At 75.6% G+C, this 13,441-nt stretch carries 7 protein-coding genes; 2 read left to right on the top strand and 5 right to left on the bottom strand.

The window, feature by feature from the left end; translation table 11 throughout:
* Positions 1 to 308 precede the first annotated feature (308 nt).
* Positions 309 to 1,712 (top strand): aminopeptidase P family protein, encoded by a 1,404-nt coding sequence (locus C1A33_RS17780; RefSeq protein ID WP_101832594.1) that lies wholly within the window; start codon positions 309 to 311, stop codon positions 1,710 to 1,712.
* Between the two features lie 220 nt (positions 1,713 to 1,932).
* On the opposite strand, the gene C1A33_RS17785 is transcribed toward C1A33_RS17780, so the two are convergent.
* Positions 1,933 to 2,274 carry a histone-like nucleoid-structuring protein Lsr2 gene (locus C1A33_RS17785; protein WP_011437876.1) on the bottom strand — a complete coding sequence of 114 codons (342 nt, stop codon included), beginning with the start codon at positions 2,272 to 2,274 and terminating at the stop codon, positions 1,933 to 1,935.
* 521 nt (positions 2,275 to 2,795) lie between these two features.
* Here C1A33_RS17785 and C1A33_RS17790 point away from each other — a divergent pair.
* On the top strand, positions 2,796 to 3,239 hold the full coding sequence (locus C1A33_RS17790) for a hypothetical protein (protein WP_243407675.1): 444 nt from the start codon (positions 2,796 to 2,798) through the stop codon (positions 3,237 to 3,239).
* A gap of 418 nt (positions 3,240 to 3,657) precedes the next feature.
* On the opposite strand, the gene C1A33_RS17795 is transcribed toward C1A33_RS17790, so the two are convergent.
* The 4 genes from C1A33_RS17795 to C1A33_RS17810 all read right to left on the bottom strand — a co-directional run bounded on the left by C1A33_RS17795 (position 3,658) and on the right by C1A33_RS17810 (position 13,376).
* Positions 3,658 to 4,482 (bottom strand): ABC transporter ATP-binding protein, encoded by an 825-nt coding sequence (locus tag C1A33_RS17795; RefSeq protein ID WP_101832596.1) that lies wholly within the window; start codon positions 4,480 to 4,482, stop codon positions 3,658 to 3,660.
* Positions 4,483 to 4,613: 131 nt separating this feature from the next.
* Complete coding sequence (locus C1A33_RS17800) at positions 4,614 to 9,146, bottom strand: SpoIIE family protein phosphatase (protein ID WP_243407676.1); 4,533 nt, start codon at positions 9,144 to 9,146, stop codon at positions 4,614 to 4,616.
* A gap of 137 nt (positions 9,147 to 9,283) precedes the next feature.
* On the bottom strand, positions 9,284 to 11,953 hold the full coding sequence (locus C1A33_RS17805) for a bifunctional acetate--CoA ligase family protein/GNAT family N-acetyltransferase (RefSeq protein ID WP_101832598.1): 2,670 nt from the start codon (positions 11,951 to 11,953) through the stop codon (positions 9,284 to 9,286).
* Positions 11,954 to 11,963: 10 nt separating this feature from the next.
* Positions 11,964 to 13,376 (bottom strand): acetoin utilization protein AcuC, encoded by a 1,413-nt coding sequence (locus C1A33_RS17810; protein WP_423748100.1) that lies wholly within the window; start codon positions 13,374 to 13,376, stop codon positions 11,964 to 11,966.
* Positions 13,377 to 13,441: the final 65 nt, after the last annotated feature.

Raw genomic sequence — 13,441 nt, forward strand, 5'->3', positions numbered from 1 at the left:
GCCCTACCGTTAACGGTATGAGTGCCCACCCCGACCAAAGCACACCTGAGCCGGCCGCCCCGGGGGCGCCCGAGGGAGCCTCGGCGCAGCGTGACCAGAACGCCGCCGCAGTCGGCGAGGCGGACCTTGTCCGCACCCGCACCGATGTACCCGCCGGCGTCCGTGATTCCGGTGGCACCGAGGTTGATTCGTCTCCCGGGGACGGTGGTACCTCGGCCGGGGACGGGCCCGAACCCGCGGCGACTTCCGCCCGCGAACCCGGCCAGGCCAACCACGATGAGGAACCGCATGCCGCGTTTCGGCGATTTATGGCCACCGGCTGGGCGCCGATTGACGACGCTCTGCCATCCCGCGATGACTGTGCCCCCTACGCGGCGAAACGCCGGGCCTTGTTGGGATCGCGGTTCCCGACGGACGCCCTGGTAGTGCCGAGCGGGGCTCTGCGGGTCCGGGCAAACGACACGGATTATCCGTTCCGTCCGGGAAGTGACTTCTTCTGGTTGACAGGTTGTCATGAACCCGACGCCGTGCTGGTTCTGCTACCGAACGCGGCCGGGGAGCACCCGGCGACCCTCTATGTCCCCGGCCGCTCGGACCGATCCAGCTCGGCGTTCTACGCCGATCGGCGATACGGGGAACTGTGGGTGGGTCCCCGTCCCGGCGTCCCTGAGACGCAGGCCGCCCTGGAGATCGAGTGCCGGCCCCTGACCGAGCTTCCCGAGATGCTGGCCCGGCTGGCACCGGGAAACACCAGGGTGCTGCGCGGAATCGACCCGCTGGTGGACCGATCGGTGCTGCGGTGGACGGCCGGCCGGTCCGGCGACGACCGGGATCAGCAGCTTGCCCAGACGCTTTCCGAGCTGCGCCTGGTCAAGGATGACTTCGAGATCGCCCGCCTGGACGAGGCGGCCGCGGCCACGGCCCGCGGCTTCACCGAGTGCGTGGCAGAAATCGGCCACGCGATCGGGCTGCCCAACGGTGAACGCTGGTTGGAGGGCACCTTCTGGCGGCGGGCCAGGGTGGACGGCAACGACGTCGGATACGGCTCCATCGTCGCCTGCGGACACCACGCCACGACCCTGCACTGGGTGCGCGACGACGGCCCGGTGCGCCCCGGTGAGCTGGCCCTGCTCGACATGGGCGTGGAGGGAAGGTCGCTGTATACGGCGGACGTCACTCGCACGCTACCGATCACCGGCCGGTTCACGGACCTGCAGCGACAGGTCTACGACGTCGTACTGCGGGCGCAGCAGGCGGGCATCGAGGCGGTGCGCCCGGGGGCGTCGTTCCTGGACCCGCACCGTGCCGCGATGCGGGTCATCGCCACCGCGCTCGATGACTGGGGCCTGCTCGCGAACGGCGCGCAGGCCTCGTTGTCCGAGGATCCCCACGCCCCGGGCGCCGGGCTGCACCGGCGATACACCCTGCATTCCACGTCGCACATGCTCGGCCTGGACGTTCACGACTGTGCGCAGGCCCGCGACACGGCCTACCGGGACGCGGCGCTCGAGCCCGGGATGGTGCTGACCGTGGAACCGGGTTTGTACTTCCAGCCCGACGACCTCACCGTTCCCCCGGAGCTGCGGGGCATCGGCGTCCGGATAGAAGACGACATCCTGGTCACCAGGGACGGATGGCGGAACATGTCCGCCGCGCTTCCCCGAAGCCCGGAAGACGTCGAAAACTGGATGGGCAGACATCCGTCGAACTGACGGAACGCACAGAGTCGGCGACAGCCCGCTTCGGCGTGGGTGTCAATCGTTCCTGCCACACCGGCCTGGCCGGTGTGGCAGGAACCCAACCTGGCAAAACCTGATCAGCAGGTCCTCGGGCCGGTGGGCGCGCGACCCGCGGCCGAATACCGCGGGTGCGCCAGGTACTACGGGGTCCACTGCTTCGAGCCTCGACCCGGAAAAATCGTCAAGGCCAGGATCAGTGGGCCTTGTCGTACGCCTCGACGATGTTGGAGGCGATACGGCCACGGTCACTCACCGTGTATCCGTTGCTGCGCGCCCACTCACGAATGTCGGCGGTGCGGTCGGTTCCGCCGGTACGCCGCGAAGCGGCACGCACGCCACGCCGGCCGCCGGCCGCGCGGCCGCCGGAACGCCGGGCCGCGGTCACGAACGGCGCCAGCGACTCACGCAACTTCGTGGCGTTCTTCTCCGACAGGTCGATCTCATACTGCGCACCGTCGAGTCCGAAGCGGACAGTCTCGTCGGCCTCTTCTCCACTGAGATCGTCAATCAACGAGACGATGGTCTTCTGGGCCATGCCACTCTCCTTCAGGTCAGCGGACCGCAGAACTCACGCGTCTAGTATTACCACGAGAACACCGGGAACTGTCACGCCTGGGTTCGACAGACTCGCGGACTAGGGCCGCCGAACACCAAGACAGCGGTCTAGGCGCGCCGGTCACCTGACGGAGTGCGGAACCCAAAGACGGCGTCCAAGCCCGGCATGATAGGAGGCGATCATGTTCTGCGAATCACACCTTCCCCGCCGAAACGCCGACCGCAAGCGGACAGTTGGGCCGCCGTCGGCCGGCCGGCGGCCATGCCCGCTGACCTTGGGACACCGATCGTGTTCGTCTACCGACTCCACGGGCCATTGCCCGGCAATCGGCCGCCATCAGCCGACCGGTGCTTTGGGACGCGGTCGCCGCGAGCGGAACCGACCGGTACGAATGCCAAAGGGGATCGTGGCGGCGGATGAGTACGCCTGATTCCGGCGCCGGCCCTAAGCCTCGGCGCACGGACGAGTACCCACGGACGTGGGTGGTGGACGGTGCCAACGTGATTGGCGCCAAGGCGGACGGCTGGTGGCGTGACCGGCCGGCCGCCGCCCGGCGCCTGGTGACCGCAATAGCGGCATGGCTCGCCGGCTCCGCCGGGGGCACCCGGCCACCGGAGCCAGCCGAACGGCCGGCCCATGTCGTCGTCGTTCTGGAGGGAGCGGCGCGGGCCGGAGTCCCCGAGGGGATCGTCGAGGCACCCCCGGCACCGATCACGGCCGGAGAACCGGAAACCGCCGCCGGGAATCGCGGCGGTGCGGCCATCCCCACGCTCACCGTCTCCCATGCCACCGGGCACGGTGACGACGCCATCGTCGCGGCCGCCGGGGCGGCCGGGCCCCGCCCGCTCGTCATCACCTCGGACCGGGACCTCGTGCGCCGGGTGCGTGCGGTGGGCGCCGACACGCGCGGGGCGCGCTGGCTGTGGGACCACGTCGGGCGCTGAGCCACGCCGCGTGTCCCCGAGCGGCAGCCGGCGGCGCCCGCGGGCCAGCGAGGTCCCATCGGGTCTCCCTGCCCCTCTGGCGGCCCGCCGAACGAAGGCCAGGGAAAAACATCTCGGCATCGGCTCTCCGCCCGCTCCATGGCCCCCTGGGCCGCTTGGCGGGCCTAACCCGGGCGCGGCAACCAGGGACACCGAACCCGGGTGGTGCCGTGGACGGATGAGGACGCGCCGCTTTCGGCGACGTGGGGGCCTTCGTCAGGCTCCGCTCACCCGCGCGGTCGGACCGTCAGAATCAGGGGAACGGCGCCACGCCCCAGGACCGGCCGGCCGGCGCGCATCCGGCACCGTCCCGACCGCGGCCTGGCGACCACTGCTCCCGCCCGGACCAGCGAGCGCCGCGACGCCGCCGGGCAGGGCGTCAGACGGCGACGGACACCGGCCGCCGCGGGGGCGGGCCGGCGGCCAGGCGGGCGGCGTACCGGCCCTGGGCGACGCTGACCTCAAGGGGAATGCCGAAACAGTCCGACAGCCGGGGCGCGGTGAGCACCTCCGCGACCGGCCCGGCCGCCCGCACCTGACCGCCGCGCACCAGCAGGGCGTGGGTGACGCCGACCGGAATCTCCTCGACGTGATGGCTGACGAGAACGGTGACAGGCGCCGCCGGATCGGCCGCGAACCGGGTCAGCCGGCGCAGCAGCGCCTCCCTGGCGCCGAGGTCGAGGCCGGAGGCGGGCTCGTCGAGCAGGAGCAGCTCGGGGTCGGTCATCAGCGACCGCGCGATGAGCACCCGCTTGCGCTCGCCCTCCGACAGGGTGCCGAAGCGCCGGTCGCTCAGTTCGCGGCAGCCGAACTGCGTGAGCAGGGTGGCGGCGCGGGCGAGGTCGACCTCGTCGTACGGCTCGTCGCCGCGGCCGATCACCGACCAGCCCGCGGTGACCACCGCGTCGAGCACCCGCTCGTCCGGCGGCGGCGTCTCCACCAGCGCGGGACTGACGACGCCGACGCGGTAGCGCAGATCGAGGATGTTCACCGTGCCGAGCCGCTGGCCGAACAGATCGACCGCGCCGGAGGTGGGGAACAGCCGCCCCGAGGCGACCTGCAGGAGGGTCGTCTTGCCGGCGCCGTTCGGGCCGAGCACGACCCACCGCTGACCGGGCGACACCTCCCAGGTCACGTCCTGGATCAGGAACGATCCGTCCCGCACGACATTGACGCTGTCGAGGCGCAGCACCGCGTCCGGCATGCCGCCACGTTACGCGACCCGCACCCCGTTGGCGGCGTCAGGTCGCCGCCAACCGGGCCACATCGGCGCCACCGGGGCCCGACCGGGGGATGCCGGCCGGACCCTGGCGCGCGGCCCGGGTGCGCCCGGCCTCATTCCCCGGCGGGCGCGGGCGGCGCGGTGAGCTCGACCTCCGCCCAGACGACCTTTCCGTCGACGACAGGCCGGATGCCGTGCCGCGCGGCGAGCTGGGACACCAGGTCCAGGCCGCGGCCCGCCTCGTCGTCCGCGGCGGCGTGCCGGCGCCGGGGCAGCCGGCCGCCACCGTCGGCGACCTCGACGACGGCCCGTGTCCCGAGGCGACGCAACCGCACCGACAGCGGCGGCCGGCCATGCCGCACGGCGTTGCTGGTCAGCTCCGACAGCACGAGGACGATCGTGTCGACGATCTCCGCGGGCAGTCCGGCGTTCTCCAGCGCCAGCCGGCCCTGCGCCCGCACGGCCCGCAGGCTGGCCGCTCCCTCGACGGCGACGTCGAGCAGGACGGGGCCGGCCATCGACTCGTCGGGCAGACGGGCGAACAGCAGCGCGACGGCGTCGTCGTCGGCCGCCGGGTCGCCGCCCCGCCCCAGGCCCGCGCAGGCCGCGGTGACCAGCGCGTCGAGGCTGCCGCCCCGCCCGTCGCCGCCCCGCCCGTCGCCCGCACGGGCGAGGGCCGCCGCGAGGTCGGAGACGCCGGCGTCGGAGTCCCGGCCGCCGGCACGGACCAGGCCGTCGGTGAACAGCGCGATGAGATAGCCCGGTCCCAGCCGGACCGTGTACTCGGTGGCGGCGCCGGGGGCCGCCACATCCGCGCCGGCCGCCCCCAGCGGCGCGCCGACCGCCATGTACAGCCGCGACACCAGCCCGTCGGGGGCGACGACCACGGGCGGCGGATGTCCGGCGCTGGCGAGCGTCAGCACCCCGGTGTCGAGTTCGGCGATCGCGTAGATGCAGGTCGCGCCCTGCTCGCCGGGCAGGTCGGCGACGACGCTGTCGAGCAGCGCCAGCACGTCGCCCGGCGGGAGGTCGAGGCGGGCACAGGCCCGGGCCGCCGCCCGCAGCTGCGCCATCGCGGCCGTCGCGGCCACTCCCCCGCCACCGGCCTCCCCGATCACCAGGGCGACCCGGCCGGCACCGAGGTCGATGAGGTCGGACCACTCGCCCCCCGCCGCCCCGGCGCCGCCCGCCGGCAGGTAGCGGGCCGCGACCTGCAGGCCGGCGGGCACGGCGGCCCGCGCGCCGCGCAGCGTCTCGTGCAGTCCGGCGGCCTCGCCGCGGACGGATCGGTCCTGGTCGAGCCGGGCCAGGGCGGTGCCGGCGCGCGCCGCGAGCTCGGTGAGGAAGGCGACGTCGTCGGCACCGAACGGGGCCCGGTCCCCGGTCAGGGTCAGGCTGACGACGGCGGCGACGCCGCCCGGGCCCGGCACGGGCAGCACGGCGGTCGTGTGCGCGTCGACCTGGCGCAGCCACCGGGCCACGTCGGCCGGTGGGTCCCAGCCGCCCGCGGCGTGGATCAGTATCCGGCCGACGCCGTCGACCGCCACCTGTCGGAACGGGTTGGCCGGCGCGGCGAGTGCCGCGGCCCAGGCGGCCGCCGGCGGCGCGCTCACCCCCGCTTCCCGCACCGCGCCCGCCCGCGGCGCGTCGGCCACGGCGAAGGGCACGAGGTGCGGCGCGAACCGCCCGTCACCGCTCCCGGCCGGCTCGGCCGCCGGCTGTGCGGGCGGCTCGGTGCCGGCAACCGCGTCAGGTCGCGCGCCCCCGTCGGAGCCGGTGGAGCCGTCGGAGCCGGCGCCCACCTCGGACCCGGCGCCCGCGTCGGCCTGGGCACGGACGCCCGCGCCGCCGCCGGGGCCTCCCCCGCCATCCGTGTTCGCAATGTCACCGTCGGCGATAACACTGGTCTCGGGGCTGACTGCGGCGCCCATCGCGGACAGGGCGGCCGGCGCCGGCACCGCGCCGGGGACGATCGCCGGCGCCCCGGGCGCGCCGGACGGTTCGACGACGAGGTGCAGCGCGCACACATCCGCGACCTCATCGGCGAGCAGACTCACGAAGGCTCGCAGTGCCTGGTGGGGATCGCCGGCGGCCGTGACGGTCGCGGTGGCCCGGGTGAGCAGGTCCAGCCGGGCGTCGGCCCGCTCGCGGGCCACCCGCTGCGCGCGCGCCGCGTTCAGCGCGTCCTCGCCCTCGGCGAGGTCGGCGAGCAGGCGCTCGTGGTCGGTGGCGCGCCCGATCGCGCGGGCGGCCGCCGCGGCGAGGCCGGCCAGGTGGGCGCGCTCCGCGGCGTCGAAGGCACGCGACGCCGGGAAGCCGAAGGTCACCACTCCGAACGGGGAGCCGTCCGCGCCGACGAGGGGCAGCAGCGCCCACGCCTGCTCGCCGGCCGCCGCGACCGTGTCCGCGAGGCCGGTGATCGGCCAGCGGGTGAGCAGCTCCTCCCGGTCGGCCAGAAACAGCGCCCGCCCGCCCCGGACAACCTCGGCGACCGGGTGCACGGCGCCGAGGGCGACGTCCGGCCAGGACGCCGGCCGGCCCGCGCCCGTGCTCGCGCCTTGCGGCACGCGCACGAACCGCAGCTCGTCGCGGTCCGGGTCGACCAGCGCGACGCCCCGCGACAGCGCCCGGGCCGCCTGACCGCCGGTCCCGAGCAGCGCGACGACGACCTCGTCGACCGTGCCCGCGGCGGCCAGCGCGGCCGAGAAGCGACCGCTGGACTCCACCCGGCCGTCCGCCGCCTGGGCCTGGGCCCTGGCCTCCTCGGCGCGCCGCCCGGCGGCGGCCGCCTGCTCGACGACGGCGTCGACCCGCCGCGTGGCCTGCTCGAGCTGCTCGGCGGACTCCTCGGCCTGCCGCCGCGCCGCCTCGACCTGACGCTCGGCCGCCTCCGCGCGATCGTCCGTCTCCTGCGCCCGCGCGTCCGCGGCCTCGGCCCGGTCGACGGCCGCCTGGGCGCGCAGGTCGGCGACCTCCGCCCGCCGCTCGGCGGCCCGGATCCGCCCTTCGGCCGCCTCGACGTCCTCCGTCGCCGATCCGGCGCGCCGCTCGGCGTCCTCGATTCGCGCCTCGGCGGCGCCCGCCCGCGCCTCGGCCGCCTCGATCAACCGCTCCGCGGTACCCGCCCGTTGCTCCGCCGCCCCGATCAACTGCTCGGCGGTACCGGCTCGCTGCTCGGCTGCCTCGACCTGCTGCCCGAGCGCCTCGACCAACTGCTCGGCGGTACCGGCTCGCTGCTCGGCTGCCTCGACCTGCTGCCCGAGGGCCTCGACCAGCCGCTGCGCCGCCTGGGCCCGCTGCTCGACCGCCTCGGCCTGCTGCCCGACCGCCTCGGCCTGCTGCTCCGCCGCCCGCACCCGCTGCTCCGCCGCGTCGCGGCGTTCCTCGGCCGTCCGCGCCCGCGCCTCGGCAGCGTCCGCACGCTGCTCGGCCGTCTCGGCGCGCTGGCCGGAGGCCTGGACCTGCTGCTCCGTCGCGAGCGCCCGCGCCTCGGCGGCGTCCGCGCGGCCGGTCGCCTCGGCCCGGGCGGCGTCGGCGCCGCGCTGTGCGGTGAGATCGCGGACGACGCCCAGCCACTCCGGCGGCCGTCCGTCGCCGGCGCGCGGCGCGTCCCCGCCGGCACCTGCCCCGGTCGCGGCGGGCACGGGCAGCACCCGCGCGGCGACGATCCGCGGGCCGGTCCCGCCGCCGGCCGTGGGCTCAGCGAGCCGAAACTCGGCCTCGAACACCTCGCCGCGTTCCAGCGCCCCGTGCCAGGCCCGGGCGACCCGATCCCGGTCGTCGGGATGTACGCCCGCCAACCAGCCGCTGCCGGTCAGGTCCGCCGGGCGCTGGCCGGTCACCGCCCGCCAGCCAGGCAGGTCGACGTCGAGCCCGCCGTCGGCGCCGGCGTGGAAGACGTCGGTGCCGCCGGCGTCCACGAGCGCGCGGTAGCGGGCCTCGACCCGCACCCGCTCCCGCTCGGCGGCCTGCATCCCGGTGACGTCCAGTGCGACGAAGGCGACGCCCACCGGGCCGAGCTGCGGCTCGCTCACCGGGAACCAGCTGGCCAGCCAGGTGCGCGCGGGCGCGCCGACGGCGCCGGCGACCCCCACCTCCAGGTCGACGACCGGCTCGCCGGTGAGCAGGACCCGGCCGAGCAGGTTGTCGAGCTCCTGGCCGGTGTCACCGAGCACCTCGCTCACCGTCCGGCCGAGATGGTCGCGGGCGGGGCGGCGGTCCAGCCGGGCCAGCGTCTCGTTGACCCGGAGGAACCGGCCGGCGCGGTCGAGCAGCGCGAGGCCGACCGGCGCGCGGGCGAACAGCGCGTCGAGCATCGCGTACGCCGCGGCCGCCGGATCGACCCCGGTGGCGCCGCTCGCCGCCGCGCTGCCCCGGCCCACGCCGGGCTGGCCAGGGCCGGTCGGGCGCTCCGCCGACGCGCGCCGCGGGCCGGTGCCGTCGATGACGTCGCGCACCCCCTCCGCGGGTCCCAGCGGCTCACTACGCGGCACCATCGGCCAGCCGGCGGGCAGCACCGGCACGTCCCGCCCGGCGCCCCGCTCCGACTCCGGGCCCGTCGCGGCTGCCGCCGTGATGGCGGCGGACGCCACCTCGGCGTCGGAGACCGCGCCCGGCGCCGTCGGCAGCCCCACGGGGCCGGACATCGGCACCAGCGCCGCCCTGCCGGGTGCCCCCGCACCGGGCACACCCATGGCCCGGACGGGCCCCACGTGATCCAACTGGGGCCCCCCGAAAGCGCTGGACGCAGGCCGGGCGGGGGGCTGCTCGGAGTACGGCGACGTCATGGGAGACGATTGTGGCCGGTGTGACCATGTTGTGCCGAACCGCCCCGCGCCGCCGCCATGTCGGTGCCTGGCAGGACGGGAGCCCAGAACCGCCGCGGACCGGCGTCCGCGCGGGGCGTGGACCGGCCGGCCATCACCTCCGCGGACAGGACGGTGACACGCCCGGTCGAGACCACCACCGGGTCAAGAGTGAGATGAACCACCTCGGGGAGGTCGTCGGCCAGCCGGCCGAGGCGCAACAACAGGTCCTCGAGCGCCGCCACGTCGACCGGGCTCGACCCGTGATAGCCCAGCAGCAGCGGCGCCGCCCGCACCGAGCGCACCAGCCGGGCCGCGTCGACGTCGGTGAGCGGCAGGATGTGGTGGACCCGGTCCCCCAGCAGCTCGGTCGCCGGGCCGGACAGGCCGAAAGACACCAGCGGGCCGTACTGCGGATGCTCCTCCGAGCCGACGACCACGGACACGCCGACCGGCGCCATCCGCTGCACGGCGATCGGCAGATCCGGCCCGAGCTGCTCGCGCAGCGACGTCCAGGCGGCGCGCACCGCCGCCGCGTCGGGCAGGTCGAGCCGCTGGCCTCGCAGGTCCGGCCGGTGCCGGTAGGGCCGGGCCCGGGCCTTGAGCGCGACCGGATAGCCGAGCCCGTCGGCCACCTCGACGGCGCGGCTCGCCGAGGTCACGACCGGGGCCGGCTGCACGGTGATGCCGTAGCAGTCCAGCAGCGCCGCGGCCTGCTCGTCGGGCAGCCGCCCGGACTGGCCGGTGACGAGGGCGCGGGCGTCGCCGCCGCGGACGATGAACGGCGGCACGGTGCCGGACGGCTGGGCTCGCCACTGCGCGTAGCCGACCGCCCGGCGCAGCGCGGACACCGCCGCCTCCGGCGACGGGTAGGCCGGGACGCCGGTCAGCTCGGGCGGCAACGCGACGCCCTGCAGGGCGAGCAGCAGCGGCACCGTGATCCGCTGGGCCGCCTCGGCGACGGCGGCCGACACCGGCAGGGGCGTGGCGGTCGGCAGCCGGACCAACGTGACGATCACCGCGTCCGCCCGGCGCGCCGCCGCCAGCACGGCGGCGGTGAACGCCGCGGGATCGCCGCCGCCGGGCAGCAGCACCTCCTCGGCGACGAGCCCGGCGGCGTCCGCGGCGTGCGCGGTGAGCCGGACCAGCGCCCGCGAGTCGCCGACGACCGCGACCCGGCCACCTGTCGGCGGCGGCTGGGAGGTGAGCAGCAGCGCCACGTCGAACGCCTGGGAGATGCGGTCCACCCCGATCACCCCGGCCTGGCGCAACAGCGCGTCGTCGAGGGCCGAGCGTCCGGAGTAGACCGTCACGACCGGCTTGCGGCGGCCGAGCTGGCGGGCGAGCCGGGCGAACTTGCGCGGATTGCCGAACGTCTCCAGATGCATGATCACCGCGTCGGTGTCGGCGTCCTGCTCCCAGTACTGGAGCAGGTCGTTGCCGCTCACGTCGGCGCGGTCCCCGGCGGAGACGAACACCGACAGCCCCACCCCGCGCGCGGCGGCGGCCTCCAGAATCGCGCCGCCGAACGGTCCGGACTGCGAGTAGCAGCCGATCCGCCCGGCCGGCGGCATCCACGGCACCATGGAGGCGTTGAGCCCCACCGCCGGGTTCTGCAGGCCCATGCTCGCCGGGCCGACGACCCGCATGCCGTCGGCCCGGGCCTCGGCGGCCAGGGCGTCGTCGGCGGCGTCGTCGCGCTGGTCGGTGAGCACGACCAGACCCCAAACCCCGGCCCGCCCGCACGCGGCGACGACGGCCGGCACCCGCGCCGGCGGCACGCACACCACGGCGAGGTCCACCGGCCGGGGCACCTCCTCGATGCCGGCGTACGCGCGGATGGAGGCCACCGCGGTGCCCGCCGCGGCCGCCCCCGGGTTGACCGGGTACACCGGGCCGTCGAAGCCACCGGCGAGCAGGTGGCGCAGCACCGCGTTGCCGACCGAGTCGGCGCGGCGGCCGGCGCCGATGACGGCGATCGCCCGCGGGTGCAGCAGCCGGCCGATCGAGGCGGCCTCGGCGCGGTGCTCGCGGGCTCGCATCACCTCGACCGAGCGCTCCGTGGGCGTGATCGCGAACGACAGCCGCACGGCGCCGGAGTCCCAGGCCCGCGACACGGTGTAGCCGGCCTCGAGGAAGACCCGGATCATCTGGCGGTTCTCACCGAGGACGTCCGCGTCGAAGCGTCGGATCCCGCGGTCCCAGGCGGCGGCGGCCAGATGCTCGAGCAGGATCGAGCCGAGCCCGCGACCCTGCTGGGCGTCCTCCACCAGGAAGGCGACCTCGGCCTGGGTCGGCAGCGCCGTATCCTCCACCGCTGTGCTGCCCTCCCAGTGCGCCACCGCGACCAGGTCGTCGCCGATCATCGCGACGAGGGCACCGCGCCGCTGCTGATCGACGACCGTCATCCGGTGGATGTCCTCGTCGGTCAGGGCACCGCGGGCGGTGAAGAAGCGGAAGTAGATCGACTGGGCGGACAGCCGGCTCCAGAACACCCGCAGCAGCGGGCCGTCCGTGGGCAGAATGGGCCGGACGTGGGCGGTGCCGCCGTCCGCGAGGATGACATCGGCCTCCCACTCGGCCGGATACCTGCTGGCCGGACGCGTGGGCGCGGACCGGTCCCGGCTCGGATCGCGCTCGGCGTTCACCGCGGCGCGCTCACCGGTCCACTGTCGGGTCCAGGCCGTGCAGCGGGAGCACTGCCCGCCGGGTCTCGGCGACCGCCCGGTCCAGGGGGTTGTCGGGGTCGCCCTCGCCGGCGTCCCAGGGGCGGTAGCGCACGCTGACACCGTCGCCGAGGGTGCGTGGCATGCCGACGGTACCGCCGATGGAGACCTCGCCGGTCGCCGCCCGCACCCGCTGCGGGGCCGCGGCCCGCCACTGCGGCGGCAGCTCGGTGCCGGGTTCCAGGGTGTGGTGGGCGGCGACGGCCAGCAGCTGGGTCCACGCCCGCGGGACCACGGCGTCCAGCGCGTAGCCACCGCCGCCGCAGGCCAGCCAGCGGCCGTCGCACAGCTCGTGGGACAGCGCGTGCAGCGCCTCGTAGGACGCCCGCTGCCCGTCGACCGACATCCGCAGGTCGGCCAGCGGATCCAGGAGGTGGGTGTCGCAGCCGTGCTGGGTCACGAGGACCTGCGGGCGGAAGGCGCGCAGCAGGACCGGGACGACGCCCGAGTAGGCCCGCAACCAGCCGGCGTCATCGGTGCCGGGAGGTAACGCGACGTTGACGGAGGTGCCGCGCGCGTTCGGTGATCCGCACTCGTCGGCGTAACCCGTGCCGGGGAACAGGGAGCGGCCGCACTGGTGCAGCGAGATCGTCAGCACCCGCGGGTCATCGTAGAACGCGGCCTGCACGCCGTCACCGTGGTGGACGTCGATGTCGACGTAGGCGACGCGGGTCGCGCCGGCCGACAGCAGCCAGGCGATCGCGATCGCCGGGTCGTTGTAGATGCAGAAGCCGCTGGCCATCCCCGCCATCGCGTGGTGCAGGCCGCCGGCGAGCGACACCGCGTGCCGGGGCGGCCCCGACCAGACCGCCCGGGCCGCCTCGATCGTCCCGCCAGTGATCAGTGCCGCGGCCTCGTGCATCCGGGTGAAGATCGGATTGTCGCTGGTACCGAGGCCGAACAGGGCGGCCATCCGGGCCCGGGCGGGATCGGGCGCGGCTCGCACCGCGCTGAGGTAGATCGGGTCGTGGACGAGCTCGATCAGCTCGTCCGCGGCCAGGCTGGGCGTCGCCATCCGCAGCCCGGGCGCGTCGAGGACGCCCAGCTGGCTGGCGAGGTCCATGGTCAGGCCAAGCCGGACCGGATGCATCGGATGCTGCGGGCCGAAGTCGTAGTGCGCCATCGCCGGGTCCCAGGCCAGCACGGTGGGTTCGGCGGCGGGCTCGTCGGGTGCGGGCGGCGCGGGTTCGGCCACCGCGGCCGGGCCGACGCGGGCAGCCCGCTCGGGCCCACTCGTTCTGGCCGGATCCCGCGGGCCGGCGGGACGGCCGGCATGGCTGCCCCGCGTGGCGTCGCCCACCCGCCGCGTCCCGACGGGGCGCTGCGTCTCATCCGGCACTGTCACCTCACCCGGCACTGTCACCTCTTGACGGTAGCCCGAAGTGATACCCACGGGCAGCCCCAGCAATG

It is taken from the genome of Frankia canadensis (genome assembly GCF_900197875.1).
GTDB lineage: Bacteria > Actinomycetota > Actinomycetes > Frankiales > Frankiaceae > Frankia > Frankia canadensis.

Excerpts from the sequence above, each read along its gene's own strand:
- C1A33_RS17795 (WP_101832596.1), bottom strand. The coding sequence starts at position 4,482 with ATGCCGGACGCGGTGCTGCGCCTCGACAGCGTCAATGTCGTGCGGGAC.
- C1A33_RS17780 (WP_101832594.1), top strand. The coding sequence starts at position 309 with ATGGCCACCGGCTGGGCGCCGATTGACGACGCTCTGCCATCCCGCGAT.
- C1A33_RS17785 (WP_011437876.1), bottom strand. The coding sequence starts at position 2,274 with ATGGCCCAGAAGACCATCGTCTCGTTGATTGACGATCTCAGTGGAGAA.
- C1A33_RS17800 (WP_243407676.1), bottom strand. The coding sequence starts at position 9,146 with ATGTCCGGCCCCGTGGGGCTGCCGACGGCGCCGGGCGCGGTCTCCGAC.